At 65.5% G+C, this 15,701-nt stretch carries 15 protein-coding genes and 1 tRNA gene; 7 read left to right on the top strand and 9 right to left on the bottom strand.

The features are described from left to right. The 3 genes from HLG82_RS00080 to HLG82_RS00070 are packed head-to-tail and all read right to left on the bottom strand — an operon-like array spanning position 1 to position 2,866. Positions 1-663, bottom strand: coding sequence for a type II secretion system F family protein (locus tag HLG82_RS00080; RefSeq protein WP_193326753.1), 663 nt, complete (start codon positions 661-663; stop codon positions 1-3). Further along, positions 660-1,898: a TadA family conjugal transfer-associated ATPase gene (locus tag HLG82_RS00075; protein WP_193326752.1), complete on the bottom strand. Its 1,239-nt coding sequence runs from the start codon at positions 1,896-1,898 to the stop codon at positions 660-662. Before HLG82_RS00075 ends, HLG82_RS00080 begins: the two co-directional genes overlap by 4 nt. Then, positions 1,895-2,866, bottom strand: coding sequence for a CpaE-like family protein (locus tag HLG82_RS00070; protein WP_193326751.1), 972 nt, complete (start codon positions 2,864-2,866; stop codon positions 1,895-1,897). The genes HLG82_RS00075 and HLG82_RS00070 overlap by 4 nt, the downstream gene beginning before the upstream one ends. A 153-nt stretch (positions 2,867-3,019) precedes the next feature. Here HLG82_RS00070 and HLG82_RS00065 point away from each other — a divergent pair, with 153 nt between their 5' ends. Next, positions 3,020-4,210, top strand: a complete 1,191-nt coding sequence (locus HLG82_RS00065; RefSeq protein WP_193326750.1) for a hypothetical protein — start codon at positions 3,020-3,022, stop codon at positions 4,208-4,210. Continuing rightward, the gene (locus HLG82_RS00060) at positions 4,210-5,124 is read left to right on the top strand and encodes an alpha/beta fold hydrolase (protein WP_193326749.1); all 915 of its coding nucleotides are present in this window, start codon (positions 4,210-4,212) and stop codon (positions 5,122-5,124) included. The genes HLG82_RS00065 and HLG82_RS00060 overlap by 1 nt, the downstream gene beginning before the upstream one ends. Before the next feature lie 28 nt (positions 5,125-5,152). Here HLG82_RS00060 and nth read toward each other — a convergent pair whose 3' ends face one another. After that, the gene (nth, locus tag HLG82_RS00055) at positions 5,153-5,794 is read right to left on the bottom strand and encodes an endonuclease III (RefSeq protein WP_193326748.1); all 642 of its coding nucleotides are present in this window, start codon (positions 5,792-5,794) and stop codon (positions 5,153-5,155) included. Positions 5,795-6,014: 220 nt separating this feature from the next. Between nth and HLG82_RS00050 the strand changes: the two genes are divergently transcribed. Beyond that, on the top strand, positions 6,015-6,692 hold the full coding sequence (locus tag HLG82_RS00050) for a Crp/Fnr family transcriptional regulator (RefSeq protein WP_193326747.1): 678 nt from the start codon (positions 6,015-6,017) through the stop codon (positions 6,690-6,692). 457 nt (positions 6,693-7,149) lie between these two features. On the opposite strand, the gene HLG82_RS00045 is transcribed toward HLG82_RS00050, so the two are convergent. From HLG82_RS00045 to HLG82_RS00035, 3 genes are all read right to left on the bottom strand, one after another. Then, a complete protein-coding gene (locus HLG82_RS00045; protein WP_193326746.1) occupies positions 7,150-7,605 on the bottom strand; it encodes a RidA family protein in 456 nt (151 codons plus the stop codon). 2 nt (positions 7,606-7,607) lie between these two features. After that, entirely contained in the window at positions 7,608-7,763 is a 156-nt protein-coding gene (sp36, locus tag HLG82_RS00040; RefSeq protein WP_193326745.1) for a Sp36 family protein, read from the bottom strand. 278 nt (positions 7,764-8,041) lie between these two features. Further along, positions 8,042-8,380: a WhiB family transcriptional regulator gene (locus HLG82_RS00035; RefSeq protein ID WP_193326744.1), complete on the bottom strand. Its 339-nt coding sequence runs from the start codon at positions 8,378-8,380 to the stop codon at positions 8,042-8,044. 257 nt (positions 8,381-8,637) lie between these two features. Between HLG82_RS00035 and HLG82_RS00030 the strand changes: the two genes are divergently transcribed. The 4 genes from HLG82_RS00030 (at position 8,638) to HLG82_RS00015 (ending at position 14,197) form a co-directional block, all read left to right on the top strand. After that, positions 8,638-11,037 (top strand): penicillin-binding protein, encoded by a 2,400-nt coding sequence (locus HLG82_RS00030; protein WP_255313900.1) that lies wholly within the window; start codon positions 8,638-8,640, stop codon positions 11,035-11,037. Positions 11,038-11,122: 85 nt separating this feature from the next. After that, positions 11,123-12,235 (top strand): metallophosphoesterase, encoded by a 1,113-nt coding sequence (locus HLG82_RS00025; protein WP_216858944.1) that lies wholly within the window; start codon positions 11,123-11,125, stop codon positions 12,233-12,235. A gap of 223 nt (positions 12,236-12,458) precedes the next feature. Then, positions 12,459-12,532: transfer RNA gene (locus HLG82_RS00020), tRNA-Pro, on the top strand. A 456-nt stretch (positions 12,533-12,988) separates the two neighbouring features. Next, positions 12,989-14,197: an alpha-amylase family protein gene (locus HLG82_RS00015; protein WP_193326742.1), complete on the top strand. Its 1,209-nt coding sequence runs from the start codon at positions 12,989-12,991 to the stop codon at positions 14,195-14,197. Positions 14,198-14,332: 135 nt separating this feature from the next. On the opposite strand, the gene HLG82_RS00010 is transcribed toward HLG82_RS00015, so the two are convergent. Together HLG82_RS00010 and HLG82_RS00005 are read right to left on the bottom strand one after the other, a co-directional pair. After that, positions 14,333-14,704, bottom strand: a complete 372-nt coding sequence (locus HLG82_RS00010) for a YccF domain-containing protein (RefSeq protein WP_193326741.1) — start codon at positions 14,702-14,704, stop codon at positions 14,333-14,335. Beyond that, positions 14,701-15,426, bottom strand: a complete 726-nt coding sequence (locus HLG82_RS00005; protein ID WP_193326740.1) for a helix-turn-helix transcriptional regulator — start codon at positions 15,424-15,426, stop codon at positions 14,701-14,703. Before HLG82_RS00005 ends, HLG82_RS00010 begins: the two co-directional genes overlap by 4 nt. Between the last annotated feature and the right edge of the window lie 275 nt (positions 15,427-15,701).

Genomic DNA, 15,701 nt, shown 5'->3' with positions numbered 1-15,701 from the left:
TCATTCCTCCTCCACGCGGGCCCGCGCAACCATCTGGCTCGTCCACACCATGCCCGCAGTCTCGAAGGCGAGGCCCGCTGCCAGGGCTATCCGCCCCGGCGTGGTGGTCAAGAGGAAACCGATGGGATCGGCGCCGAGGCCAATCCCCAGCAGGAGGCCGATCGCAGGCAGGCCAGCAAGCATCCTCGCCGACGAGCGCGGCCCCGCCAGCGCGACCTCGCGCGCACTAGCCGCCTCACCGGATTCTGTGATGCCGGCGGCACACGCCTCGAGCACTTCCGCCATCGGCGCACCGGTCCGGTAGCTCATCACGCACACGGCGACGGTGGCCGGAATCGTATGAACCACGACCTCATCCACACCCGCCCGACGCCTCTCTAACCAGCCCATACGTTCGATCCGTCGGAGCGTAAAGGGCACGCCCGATTCGTCAAGCACCGGCTGGCTGACGTCCAGACCGGCGTTCGCAAGGGTCTGTTCCCACGCGCGCTCCGGGCTCGATCCCGACCGCAGACGCGTGGCAACCTCTGTCACGATCGCACCCATGTCGACCGTGCGGCGTTCGCGCCGCGGTCGGCGTTTTCTTTGACGACGCCGTCTGGTGACGTTGCGTCGTGGCACGGTGAGGTAGCCGATCGCCGCGATCACGAGTAGCCAGATCATTGCGCGCCCCGCCCAGCCGAGCCACCCCACCCATCCGGGCCAGGCTCGACGGGCAGGCCGAGGCGCTCGGCTAGGGCCGGCCAACCGGCACCGAGGGCGACTTCCCCGCTATGAGGGCCGCCACTTCCGGCAGGCCCTTCACACCCAGCGCGACCCGCACCAACAGCCCCTCTCACCCGCATGGCAACGGGCGCAAACAGTTCCCCACCCCGCCGTTCAAATACGGAAATCTCGGAAACGAATCGGTGCCCGCCTTCGCGCCGCACGTGGATGGCGGCGTCAAGGCCGGCCGCGGCCTGCGCGGCCACGGTCGCCTCGCTCATCCCAGCAAGGGCGCCGAGGGCGACGAGCCGGGCGGGAATGTCGGCAGTCGAGTTGGCGTGAATGGTGGCCCACCCGCCCTCGTGGCCAGTGTTGAGGGCACCGAGGACGTCGCGCACCTCGGCCCCTCGGCATTCGCCGAGCACGATGCGGTCCGGGCGCATGCGCATGGCGGCGCGCACGAGGTCGCTCATGGTGACTTCGCCTGCGCCCTGCACGTTGGCCTTGCGCACCTGCAGGTGCACGACGTGCGGGTGGGCAGGCCTCAGCTCCGCCGACTCCTCGATAATCAAAATCCGTTGCTCCGGCCCGATGAGGGAGAGCATCGCGTTGAGAAATGTGGTTTTCCCGGCGCCCGTTGCCCCCGAGACCAGCACGTTCGCTCGCTGCGCCACGAGCTCGCGCACGACCCGCCCAATCACGTCTACCACAGCCCCTCCCGCCTGCAGCTCATCGAGCGTGAACACGCGGGCGCGATGCGTGCGTAGCGAAATGAGCGTCCCCTCGGCCGACAGCGGTGGGATCACCGCGTGCAGCCGCACCCCCGACGGAAAGGTGCCGTCTACGATCGGGCTCGCGTCGTCCAGCCGCTGCCCGCACGACGCCGCCAACCGCACCGCCAGCGCACGCGCGGCCTCCTCACTCTCGAGCCCCTCCCCGACGGGCTCCATCCCGCGCCCGCGATCCACCCACACGGCCGTCCCATTCACAACGACGTCGGTGACGTCCGCGTCCTCCAACAGCGGCGCCAACACGGGCCCGGCGCCGACTATTTCGCGCCGCACCTGCATGTCCACCGCCGCCACGTCGGAGGTGAAGATCGCCCCGGGAACAGCCGCGAGCGCCCCGCGCAGGTTTTCCCCGGCGGCGAGCCGGCGCCGTATTCCCGCCAGCTGCTGGGCGGTGAGCGTCATGAGAGTGCCTCCCGCACGCGTTCGACGACGACGCGCACATCCCGATCCACCCCGGATTTCTTGCGATCTCCGGGCGCCACCCCGTGGTCGACGTCGCCACGCGGGTTTCTCACGGCGCGCATGGGGAGCACCTGTGTGGCCCCGATCGCTTCGGCGATGTGTGCGGCCTCGGACTTGGAGCCAACCGTCATCGCCACCACTATCGGCGCCTTTCCGAGCACCACCCGGCGGGCTGCGGCGTGGGCGAGCGAGACGGCGTCTGGCCTTGTGACCAGCACCAACGCGTCGCACCAGTCGATGAGGCCGCGGTCGGGCGAGGAGGCGAGGCTGGCACTGGCGGGCAGGTCTAGCACGGTCCACGCGTGAACCTGGGCCAGCGCCCCAACGACGGCGATGCCCTCGTGCGCTCCCGGGACGCCCCCGCGGTCGTCGGCGGAGACGACTTTGACCCCGTGCCACTGCGGAAGTACGCCGGCCAGGCGCCCGGCGAGGATGGCGCCACTACCCGTGAGGTCGGCCCAGCGTTGGCCCGGTTCGGCGTCGATGGCGAGGAGGTGATCGATGCCGGCGGAGGCAGGATTGACGTCCACCAGCGCGCACTCTTCCTCTTCCGCGAGAATGCGGGCAATCCACGCCGCTAGCGTGGAGGTGCCGGCGCCGCCGTGGGCGCCGATCACGCCAAGCACCTTTCCGCGAACCGTCATACCCACCGCGGCCATGAGCTCGAGGATGTCCGCCGATTCTTCCTGTGGGTTGACCCGCACCCGCCCCCGCGGGAAATACGGGCTGAACATCTCGTGATAGTGGCCGTGGACGACGCCGGCCTCGTCGGCGTCGTCAAACATGAGCACCCCGGCGGCGCGGGCGCGGGTGAAGTCCACGCCGACCAGCTCGGCCAGCCGTTCGAGTTCGTCGCCGACCACGCGGTCAGCGCCCGTGTAGACCACGGAGTACATGTGTGTTTCCATGCGCCGAGTCTGCCAATTGGGCTGCGCGCGGGCCCGGCAACCGCCCTATCTGTGGAGAAAATGGCGTTATCCACACCGGCACGCCGGAAAGTTCCGGCTAAATGACGCCATTTGTCGTTACGCTGGGGCCAGAACTGTCGATAGGAGATCACCGTGTCTACGCCCACCGATCCGTACAACTCCGGCGCCCGCCGCCCCTTCGAGGACGAGGACTCGATCCTCGAACCGTTGCCCCAGACCGACAACGGCCCCGAGAACCAGGACGCGTGGGACCGTTTTTCCGACGCCTCCCCCTCCGCCGAGACCGGCCTTGAGCCCGACGACGCCGCACCCGGCTCTCCCGCCGAAGCTCCCGGCGCAACCGCCACGCTAGCCGACGACGACACCGGCGCGGCACCGAGCGACGCCGCCTTCCCGCCCGCCGGCACCGACACCCATGGCACCGACACCCATGGCACCGACACCCACGGCGCCGCTCGCGCAGCCAGCGACCCGGCCGAGCACTCCGACAATCCCACGCTCGCCAGCTACGTCTCCGACGGCGAAACGGGCGCCGAGCCCACCATCGTGCGTATGGACGCCGAGCACAACACCGGCGAGCGCCGCGGCCCCACCCGCACCTCAGTCATGGGCGCCGCCGCGACAACCGCCGCCACCGCTACCTACCCCACGCCCGCGACGACCACCGCCCCGGCAGCAGGCGAGACTGTCACCAGCGAACCCATCGAGACCGGCCCCTTCATGGCCGCCTCCCCGGCCGAATCGGAAGCCCGCCGCGAGCGCTGGGCGGAGGACCCGGGCGACGTCGTCGTCGAAGAAATCCCGGCCGAACCCGAGGGCCGAGCCTGGGCGCACGTAGGCACCTTCTTCCTCACCCTCCTTCTCGTCCCGGTGGCCTGGTACCTCATATCCGACGCCGGCGCACGCCTCGCGGCCCTGCCCACCAGCCCATGGGTGACCGGCAACCCACAGCTCATGCCGCTGGGTGAACTGGCGGGCGGCATCCTCGTCCTCGCCGTCATCTGGCTCGCCGCGCGCGCGTCGTCGCTGGGCGCGCAGGTCATCGGCTGGATCGTCTTCCTCGCGGGAACCGCTGCGGTTGTCCTGCCGCGACTGGCCAAGGACGTCGTCGAGCAGCTCGGCGACCTCATCGGCGGCTACAACGACTTCACCGGCAACGTCGTCTACCACCTTGGCAACGACCTCGGTACCGGCCGCATCGCCCTCCTCGGCGCGTTCCTCCTGCTCACCGGGCTGGTTTCGCACGGTGCACGACGCCGTGGCCAGGCTCGCGCCGCCACCCTCACCCAGCGTCAGTACCTGCTGAGCGACCGCGAGGCATAATGCCAGCCGACACCACCTGCGTCACGCTTCCCGGCCCCTGGCGTCACGAAAAGATCCAGGCCAACGGCGCGCAATTCCACGCCGCCGTGGCCGGATCCCACACCCCCGACAAGCCGCTCGTCCTACTCGTGCACGGCTTCCCCCAATACTGGTGGGCGTGGCGCAACCAAATCGCGCCACTGACCGAGGCCGGCTATCACGTGGTGGCCATCGACCAGCGCGGCATCGGCGGCTCCGACAAGACCCCCGGCGCCGAAGACGGCCTGACCCTCGCCTCCGACCTCATCGCCGTCGTGCGGGCGCTCGGGGTGCGCAAGGCCGTCGTCGTTGGCCATGGGCGCGGCGGGGCCCTCGCTTGGAGCGCCGTCTCCATGGAACAAGACCTCTTCGCCGGGCTCGTCACCATCTCCTCCCCGCACCCGCGCACGCTGCACCGCATCGGCACTCACGTCACGCTACGTACCTGGCGTTACGTGCTACGCTCCATGCTTTCCCCGCATTCGCGCTACGGCCTTGCCAGCGGCGAGTCGATCAGCGCCCTCCTGTCCGAGTGGTCGGCACCCGGCAACGACGGCGCCTCCAGCCAAACCGACATCTACACCCAAGCGCTCGAGTTGCCCGGGGCTGCCAAAGTCTCCCTCGACCAACTCCGCTGGACCTGGCGCGCCCAACAAAGCCCCTCCGGCCGGGCCTACCTGCGCGAATCGGCCAACACGATCCACATTCCCGTCCTCGCCATTCGCGGCGACTCCGACCCACTCCTCCCCGACCGCGCCTGGCACAAGGACCTCGAGTTCGCCGCCGGCCCCTACCGCAAGGTTCGCGTTCCCGGCGCCGGACACTTCGTCGCCGAAGAGCAGCCCGAGGTCACCACGCGCCTCCTGCTCGACTTCCTCGCTGACATCACGATCTAGGAACGACGCCGGCGAGGCGGCGTCGTTCCTAACCCGCCGACGGACACACGTCCGCCAGCACACACGCCCCGCACTCGGGGGAACGGGAATGGCACACGCGCCGGCCATGGTAGATGATCCGGTGGCAGTCAATCGTCCAATTCTCCTCCGGCATCACGCCCATGAGCTCGCGCTCGGCCTTGACCGGGTCGGTCTGCTCCGTCCACCCCCACCGCCGCGTCAGCCGGCCGACATGCGTATCAACCGTAATGCCCGGCACACCAAACGCATTACCCAAAACCACATTCGCCGTCTTACGCCCGACCCCGGGCAACGCAACTAGCTCTTTGAGGGTAGCGGGCACGACGGCGTCGTGAACCTCCACCAGCGCCCGCGCCAGGCCGGACAACGACTTCGCCTTCGCCCGGAAGAAACCCAGTGGGCGCACGATCTCCTCCAACTCAGCCAAAGACGCACCAGCAAGCACAACCGGGTCAGGGAAACGAGCAAACAGCGCGGGCGTCACCTGGTTGACGCGCACGTCAGTCGTCTGCGCCGACAATACCGTTGCCACCAACAGCTCAAACGAGTTGGTGTAATTCAACTCGCACGTCGCATCAGGGTATAGTTGCGCAAGGTGAGACAAGATCAGCGACACCTGCTCCGGCGAACCCGGCGTCATCGTCGTCATCCTTTGGTCCCTCCCCACACCAGTACTGTATGCTCACCACCAGATTAGCGCGAAATTCTACGGCCAAGACCGTGCGTTTACGCTCGTAGCATGGCAAGATAGAAAGCGTATGACCTCGGACACAAGCCCGGCTCCCCGCTTGGCCTGTCCCCACACGGCTTCGGCCAGCGCGAAACCCGGCGCAACCCGCCGCGGCAACCCTTAGTAGAAAGGTATTCGGATGGAATCCAACATCCTTGCCAACGTTGAACTTTTCAAGGAGCTCGGTGACGACGAACGTGACGCCCTCCTCGACCTCATGTCGGAGACCAGCCTCAAGCGCGGTGAGTCCCTCTTCCATGAGGGTGACGCCGGAGACCGCCTTTACGTCATCGTCGAAGGCAAGGTCAAGCTCTCCCACACCTCCGACGACGGCCGCGAAAACCTCATCGCCATCCTCGGCCCCGGCGAAATCATCGGCGAGCTGACGCTCTTCGACCTCGGCGCCCGGTCCTCTACCGTCACCGCGATCGCCCCCTCGAAGTTCCTCTACCTGTCCCACAAGGACATGATGAATTACATCGACGAGCATCCGAAGATGGCCAAGGGCATGCTTCGCGAACTCGCCACCCGCCTGCGCAACACCAACGACCAGATGGCCGACCTCGTCTTCTCCGACGTCCCCGGCCGCGTCGCCAAGGCCCTCCTCGACCTCGCCGAGCGCTTCGGCGAGCGCACCCCCGAGGGCATCTACGTCGCACACGACCTCACCCAGGAAGAGCTCGCCCACCTCGTTGGTGCGTCGCGCGAGACTGTCAACAAGTCACTGGCTGACTTCACCGCCCGTGGCTGGATCCGTTTGGAGGGGCGCGCCGTGTTGCTCATCCAGGTTGGCCGCCTGCAGCGCCGCGCACACTAGGCTCGGAGCGGGGGCGAGACGCTGACGCCCGCCGAAACCATATTAAAGTGGTTGCCGCTGTAGTAATCTGGCGTAGATTGCTACAGCGGCAACCACTTTAATGGTGCGCGAAGAAGGCGGTTTAGCGCCCAGCCCACCGCCAGCCTGCCTCGGCAGCCCGATTCGGGCGTCATCGGCGCCGACGATGCCGCACACGCCTCAGACGACGTCCTTCGATGTAGGAATATGGACCGATCCTCGTATATATGAAGATCGGTCCATATTCCTACATCGAACGTCACCAACCTCGAGGGCACTCTCGCCGAAACACGGCACGCAACGGGCAAATCGGTCGAGATTCGAGCAAGTGGGTCGGCACCCCGGCCGGACAACAGGCCCCACCAGCCGACCTCATCGAGCACCGTCAGACGTCACATCGGCCCCACATCAGTCGGCGAAGTCGCCGACACCGACGGGACTATTCGGCGATAAACGTGACTTCCACTTCAACGGGGGCATCGAGCGGAAGAACCGCCACACCCACGGCGGAGCGAGTGTGCGCACCCGCCTCTCCAAAGATCTTTCCCAACAGTTCCGAGGCCCCGTTGACAACCCCCGGCTGACCAGTGAATTCGGGCGAAGACGCCACAAACCCGGTCACATGTGAAACTCCCACAAGGCGGTCAACGCCACCAACGGCATCCGCGGCGGCCGCCAATGCGTTGAGCGCGCACTGCGCAGCAAGCGAGTTCGCGATTTCGGGAGTGACGCGCGAACCGACCTTGCCAGTCGTGAGCTGGCCGTCAACAAACGGAAGCTGGCCGGAGGTGCGCACCTCGTTGCCGATCCGCTGGGCGGGAATGTATGCCGCCACGGGCGCGGCGACGGCCGGAAGCTCGATGCCAAGCTCGGCGAGGCGATCTGAAACCAACATGATTACTCGACCGGCCTCTTCATGTATGCGACCGGGTTGGTCCCGTTCGGCCCGGGGATGACGGCAACAAGCTCGTAGCCGTCCTTCCCCCACGTATCCAAAATCTGCTTCGTGTTGTGCGCAAGGAGCGGCACAGTGACGTATTCCCATTTAGTCATACGCCCAGCGTAGTGAGACAACGCCAGCTCCGGCAAGAAATTACCACACTCTTAGGCTTTCGTTTCCACCGGAGAGCCGGGTATCCGACGCAATCCTGAGGCAGGGATGTACGGGCCTGGCTAAGGCCTAGACCACCCGGCAAAGGCCAACCAGCAAAGGCCGATACCAGAAGTTCTCCACAGGGGGCACCCCGAAGGGAAGACGCCCACGACGGGAAGGACCCCTCACACGAGCTCGGATGTAGAAGGGGGCACCATTGACCCCACCATCACCAACCCTATCGCGCAGCGGGACGACGCGAAAGACGCGGAATGCGGCCGGCGCGGAGCTCACTCGCGAGCCCGTCATTCGACTGCGTGAGGTACTCCCACCAATCCGTCACGTTCGGGAACCGCCGAACCAGAGCGCGGCGCTCGCGCTCCGTCATTCCGCCCCACACACCGAAAACCATCTGCGAATCTAGGGCATCCGCAAGACATTCGATACGCACTGGGCAGGAGAAACACATTTGACGCGCGTCTGCCTGGGCCGAGCCCCGAACGAAAAGAGCATCTGGATCGGAATCAGCACAGAGAGCCTGCACTGCCCATGTCTGATCCTCGTAAACTTGGGTCATATCATTCTTTCCCTTCTCCGAAAGCGCCTTTGCTTCCGGACCGGCGTGACCGTGGTCACCTGATAACCATGTTACCGAAGCCGACCGACAAAATCACATCCAACATTTCCGCGCCCAGCGGCGCGCTCCCGTCCAACGCCACCCACACCCCCACCCGCCACGCCAACTTCACCACTCTTGGCACAACATGGCCCAGTTCACGCCATTTCGTTCGCGCCACCTATTATTGTTGAAACATGCAGACTTCTGGCCGGAATATGACCATTCGACAGCTCATCGTTGCACTCTTGAGCTTCTTTTTGCTGACCGGAATTGGCGGCGGCATCCTTGCCGCTGCCGCTTTGCCGATCGCAGCAACGACGGGCACTGTTGCCAACGCGGGCACCCGCGTCTTTGACGATTTGCCGACTGACATCGACTTCACCAAGCCTTCCGAACAGTCAGTCATCCTCGCCTCCGACGGCAGCCGCTTGGCAACGTTCTTTGCGGAGAACCGCATCGTCGTCGCTTCGGATCAGATTTCGCCGCTCATCAAGCAGGCCGCCGTCGCCATTGAGGACGAGCGTTTTTACTCCCACCACGGCATTGACGCCCAGGGCCTGATCGGCGCGGCGCTCAACAACTTCACGGGCGGACGCCTCGCAGGCGGTTCCACCATCACCCAGCAGTACGTGAAGAACGCCATCATCGAAGAGGGCCGGGTACTTGGGGACGCCTCGGTCATCGCGTCGGCCACCAAGCGATCCATCTCACGCAAGCTCAACGAGGCACGCTACGCGATCGCCGTCGAGAACAAGCTCTCCAAAGACGAGATCCTCACCGGCTACCTCAACCTTGCCCAGTTCGGGCCGTCGCAGTGGGGCGTGGAGGCCGCGGCGCGCTACTTCTTCGGCGTGTCAGCCAAGGACGTTTCGCTCCCGCAGGCGGCCATGATCGCGGGCATCACGCAGGCGCCCGGAAAGTGGAATCCCGTCACTGCCCCCGAGCAGGCCAAGAAGCGCCGCGACACGGTGCTGGGCCAGATGTACAAGCTCGACATGATCACCCGCGAGGAGCTGGAGGCCGCCGTCGCCGTCCCGATCGCGGACATGCTCAACGTCACCAACGTCCCCAATGGTTGCGCAGAAGCCGGCATCTCCGCCTACTTCTGCGAGTGGGCCGTCAAGGACGCCCTCAACGACCCCGCCCTGGGTAAGACGCGCGAAGAACGCACGCAGGCTCTCTACCGTGGCGGCATCGTCATCCACACCACCATTGACCCGACTGAGCAAAAAGCGGCGTTCGACGCCGTCGTGAACTCGATCCCCGTTGACGATCCTTCCTCGATCAACCTGGCACTATCCTCGATCGAGCCCGGAACCGGCCACATCCGCGCCATGGTGCAAAACACTGCCTACGGCAACCCCACGGCGGAACGCCCCAACGACATGACGCTCAACCTTAACGCCGGCATGAACATGGGTGGCGGCTCGGGCTTCCAAGCCGGTTCAACATTTAAGCTCTTCGCACTCATGGAATGGCTTAACGAGGGGCACAGTCTGATGGATCGCGTCAATGGCGCGCCCATGAAGTTCCAGCCCGGCTCGTGGAAGATCAGTTGCGCCCCCGGCGCGCGCCCCGGCGAGGCGTGGGGCCCGGGCACGCTCGAAGGCCTGAGCACGGGCACGATGACCGTTCTTGAGGCGACGAAGAAGTCCGTCAACCCGGCGTTTGCCCAGATGGCGAACAAGATGGACCTGTGCAAGATTATGGACATGGCCTCCAAACTCGGCGTCGAGCGCGGCCGCATCGCCCTCGACGGCGATAAGGAATTCGAACAGGTCGTCAACCTTGGCCTGCCCAACGAGAAGGGCCAGCCCCTCCCGCTCGTCCCCAACCCGGCAGCCATCATCGGAACCAACCCGGTGACCCCGCTGTCGATGGCATCGGCCATGGCGACCATCGCCGCTGACGGCAACCGCTGCGAGCCGCAGTCCTACACCAAGATCGAGGACTCGAAGGGCAACGTCCTGTCCGAGCGCAAGCCGCAGTGCCGGCAAGTGATCGAAGCCGACCTCGCCCGTCAGACGACGACGGCGCTACAGGCCGTCGTCTCCCCCGGCGCCACGGGTGCGCGCGCAATGTTGGCCGGTGGCCGCCCGGCAGCCGGCAAGACCGGAACCGCGAATTCGGACACTAACGCCTGGTTCGTGGGCTACACCCCGCAGCTGGCCACCGCCATCTGGCAGGGCCACCACGAGGGTTACGTGTCGATGTTCGATTCCGTCATCAAGGGCGTCTACCACAAGGAAGTCTTCGGCGGCCTTTACCCCGCCATGACGTTCAAGGCTTTCATGGACGCCGCCCTCGCCGACGAGCCGGTCATCCCCTTCAAGAAGCCAACCAAGAGCATACGCCCAGCATCGCGCACCGACCTTACCGAGCCCGACGCCGCCGAGTCACCCGACGCGAACAACGCCAAAGCGGCCGCCCCGGCGCTCGTCGGCAAATCGCAACAGGAAGCTCAGGATGCGGCGCTCGTCGCGGGCTTTGGCTACGTCACTCGGGCCGAGCGCTCCGACCAGCCGGCCGGCACGGTATTGCGTCAGGTGCCCGCACCCGGCGAGCCCGCCACCCCGGGCCAACGTATCGAGATCTGGATTTCGGCCGGGAACTAGCCCTGGCGGCGGAGTGCCCGGCAAGCAGCCAACGCGACACGCAGCGCCACTGGGGCTGACGGCGTCGTTGGAAAAGAGGAGAAAAATGCGCAAAACTATCGCCGCACTCGCAGGAGGCGCGAGCGTGCTGGCCGTGGGCCTGGGGTCGCTGGCCTACGGGCTGATTCACTCGCACAGCTACAGGTTGCGCCGCCGTTCTGTGCTGTTACCCAGCAGGGACGCGAAGCCGCTACGCATTCTCCATATCTCGGACGCCCACACGCTCGCGCGGCACACGAAGCGGCTCGCCTTCCTGCGCGACCTTGCAGATACCAAGCCGGACCTCGTCGTGCTCACCGGCGACATGATCGCCCAAGCCGAGGCCATCGCCCCCGTGCTCGACGCCCTCGACGGGCTGCTTGACGTCCCAGGCGTCTTCGTGTTCGGCTCGAACGACTACGTCGCGCCCACGTTCAAAAATCCGTTCCGGTACCTGCGCGGGCCATCCAGCAAGCAGGTCGACGACGCCGACCGGGCGCGCGTCACCCCCCTTCCGTGGCGCGACATGCGGGCCGCGTTCAAGGCGCGCGGCTGGGTGGATCTGACGAACACGCGGGCCACCATGCGCGTGGCCGGTTGGGACTTGGACTTCGTCGGCGTTGATGACGCCCACATGGGGCTCGACCGTTTTCCGCCGCCCGCGGCGCGCGGTGTCGGGAGCGACGCCGAGGCCGGGGGCGCGGCTGGTGGCGGTGCCGGTCTGGCCGGGCTCGCGGGAAATGGCGGCGGGGCGTCGTCAGGCTGGGAGCGCGAAGCGGCCACTGTCGAAGGTGCACAGGCGCGGCCGTATGCGCGCATCGGCGTCACGCATGCGCCATACCAGCGCGTGTTGTCGCGCATGGTCGACGACGGCTGTTCCCTCATTTTCGCCGGTCACACACATGGTGGCCAGGTGTGCCTGCCGCCGCACAACGCGATCGTGTCGAATTGCGACCTGGATCCGGCGTTGGCGTCGGGGCTTTTTGAGTGGCCAAGGAATGAGCAATCCGCGCCCGCCATCAAGGGCGACGGCGCGGTGATCGCCAAGGATGAGCCGCGCGCCGCGTGGGTGCAGGTTTCGGCTGGCATCGGGTCGTCAACGTACATGCCCGTGCGAACCTTCTGTCCGCCCGAGGCCATCATCATCGATGCAATTCCGCTCGCCGGCGCGCATGCCTGAGGAGGGCTGGGCGCTGGGCTGGCGGCTTCGGGCCAGCGCCGATTGGCAAAACCAGGCCCCATGCCCAGCTACGCTAAATAGCTGACAAACTCACCTTTTTCTCCGGCGTCGACAGTCCGCCTGAACCTGCACCGGCCACGAAAGAGTGTGAAGTCCGGCGCAGTGATTACCCCAATTTCAAAATGGGGGCAGTTTTGGTTAGGATTAATCAGTCGCAAGACACCGGGGTGTGGCGCAGCTTGGTAGCGCGCTTCGTTCGGGACGAAGAGGCCGTGGGTTCAAATCCCGCCACCCCGACTCTTAGGATGTCTCGTGTCACAGGTTCGCCTGTGACACGAGACATTTTCTTTTTTGGCACACTCCTGGCCTGATTTGCGCGATTTCTGGAAGCGTTTTCACACACGGAAGGCCCACCCCTCTACGGCGGCTCGGGAGCACACACTTTTTGCCGCCCCGTTTTGCTCGCGCTGTATTAAGGTGGCCGCGCAGCGCGGTAGCGCCGGGCCCGTTTTGCTCCCGCTGTATTAAGGTGGCCGCGACCGCACTAAATTGCGGACATTTCACACACGTTTTTGCAGGTTAGTACAGCGCGGGCGCGGCCGGCAGGCTCGCGGGCATGGCCGGCAGCCTAGCGGCGGCCGGTGGCGGGCGGGCGGCGGGCGGGGCAGGCAGATTCGCGGGCGCGGCCGGCATGGCACGCGCGCGACCTGCCCCAACGGAGTACGCTGGAAGGCACCAAACGAAGGAGTTACCGTGCTAGAACATGCGATCTGGTGGCAGGTTTACCCGTTGGGCGCATTGGGCGCCCCGATCCGCTGGGGGTGGAAGGACGACGGGCAAGCCCATCGCCTGTGCAACCTGGAGCCGTGGCTCGATTATGTCGTGGAGCTGGGTTGCAATGGCATCCTGTTCGGCCCGTTGTTCGAATCGACCACGCATGGCTATGACACGACGGATCACCTGAAGATCGATCGTCGCCTCGGCACGAATGAGGACTTCGATTGGCTCATCGCCGAGTGTCAGCGCCGTGGTCTCCACGTGATCCTAGACGGCGTTTTCAATCACCTGGGCGTCCAGCATCCGCTCACGCTCGCGGCGCAGCGCGGCGAACCGTCGCCGGTGATCATGGCCGCAGACGGCTACCCCCAGCACTGGGAGGGCCACCTTGACCTGGCCGAACTGGATCACAACGTCCCCGCCACGGAGGATCTTGTGGTGGAGGCGATGGAGTTCTGGCTGGCGCGTGGCATCGCTGGGTGGCGCCTGGACGTGGCGTATTCGGTGCCGAATGATTTCTGGGCGCGCGTGACGCAGCGCGTTCGCGCCGATTACCCCGGGGCGGTCTTCCTCGGCGAAATTATTCACGGCGACTATCTTGGCCTGATCGATGAGGGCCACCTCGACACGGTCACGCAGTACGAGTTGTGGAAGGGCATTTGGTCGTCGCTCAAGGACCGCAACCTGTGGGAGCTTGCCCACGCCCTCGAGCGGCATAACGAGTTTTCGGCGCACCACCGTATGCAAATTTTCGTAGGGAATCACGACGTCGATCGGATTGCCTCGGTCGTCGGCGACGACGGCGCCGCGATCGCCGCCTCCATCCTCTTCTCGCTGCCGGGTATCCCGTCGATATATCAGGGTGATGAGCAGGCATTTCGCGGCGTGAAGGGCGAGGGCGCCTCGAGCGATGATCAAATCCGCGCGCCCCTACCCGCCTCCCCCGCCGAGCTGACGGAGTTCGGTTGGTGGATGTATCGCCACTATCAGGCGCTGGTGGCGGCACGGCGTCGTCATCCGTGGTTGGTCGACGCCCGGGTCGAGGTGCTGGAGAAAGCCAACGAGCAGCTAACGTACCGCGTCAGCGGGCGCGGGGACGGCTCCCTCACGGTTCAGATTGATCTGGTCGCACCGTCGATTCGCCTCGAGTTCGACGACGGCGACCTGGTCGAGTATCGTCCCTGAACTCTACCGACGCCCGGTTCACGACGCCGGAGCCGCCGGTCGCCCAGGCGGGCGAGCCGCGTCGGCCTTGCAGTTAATCTATCCGGCCGAACGCAAGCCTGCGCTCGTGAGCCGGCCGACCGTGCGTCGTCGGCCCTAACGCGTGAGGACTCGCTTGCCGAAGGGGAAGCAGGTGACGGGGACGAGTTTGAGGTTGGCGATCGCCAGCGGAATGCCGATGATCGTCAACGCAAGCCCAGCCGCGGTGAGCACGTGCCCGACGGCGAGCCACAAGCCTGCGACGAGGAACCACACCACGTTCATCAACCCCGAGCCAGCGCCCGCGCCGGGCTTGTCAACCACGTGGCGGCCAAACGGCCACAGCACGTATCCCGCGATGCGCAGGCACGCAACGCCGGCGGGGATCGTCACGATAAAGATGAAGCTGATCAGGCCAACGATCACGTACCAGAGGAAGAGCGGGATGCCGCCGAAGATGAGCCAGATGACGTTGAGCAAAATGCTCATGCATTCACGCCTTCACGGATCGAGATTTGGCAGACGCCGGGCTCGCGCATGGGGCTCAGCTCGCCTTCGGCCCTGAGCCCGCAGGCGCATTCCATCACGCTGTTGATGAAGCCGGCGTGCATGTGGCAGATCAGCGGGTCGACGGTGCCGGCACGGTTGACGAAAGGGCACGAGTGCAGGTCGATGACGTGCGAATCATCCTTGTTGATCGCCGCCGAGGTGCCCAGCGAGGTGAACAGGACGCGCATTTGCGAGATGCGGGCGTCGATGTCGATGTCGGCCTGAATGCTGGGGTCGATGCAGGATTCGCCGTTGATCTGTTCGACGATCTTGTCTCCCCACGTGTGGCCGATCTTCCGGGCCTGCTCTTCGGGATCCTCGAAATTCTCGCGCAGCGTGTCACAGAAAAGCGTGGTGAGTTCGACGAGCTGGGTGGACGCGTACGTCTGTGTATCCGGCGCGAGCGTGAAGTATCCCCACGACGGGCGGCCGCGGCCGCCGCTCTTGATCACCTGGCGATCGATGAGGCGCACCTCGATGAGCGAATCGAGGGTGGTGCGTACGGAGTTGGGATGAAGCGTGAGGGCGTCAGCCAATTCGGTGACGGTGACGGGCTCGGCATGTTTGGAGATCTCGGTGAGCATCGTCTGCTGTGCGGGAGATAGAGAGGCAATGGCGGCATAAATTGCGCCTGCGGTCACGGGCGCCCGGTTCTGTGGCATGTGTGTCTTCTCCTTGGCCGATGAATACAAATGTCGCACTAAGGGACTCCTTAGATGGTAGGCATCCCCTGAATAACTTCTAGCGGGACTTTCGGGCAAAAGCCCAGATTATTCGGTGCTAATTGTCATTAATTCACAGTGCGTACGCCCCTGGTATGACCCGCACGCGTCATAACCCCCCGGACGGTATGCCCAGCCTTTGTGGGAAATTAACACCACCAGCGAAAATAAAGCACAGCCGCGGTGTTGAACAAATGTCGCGATCACCGTAACGT

The organism is Trueperella pecoris (genome assembly GCF_014926385.1).
Lineage (GTDB): Bacteria > Actinomycetota > Actinomycetes > Actinomycetales > Actinomycetaceae > Trueperella > Trueperella pecoris.
The sequence above is the reverse complement of the archived record's forward strand: the minus strand, read 5'-3'. Positions and strand labels throughout refer to the sequence as shown.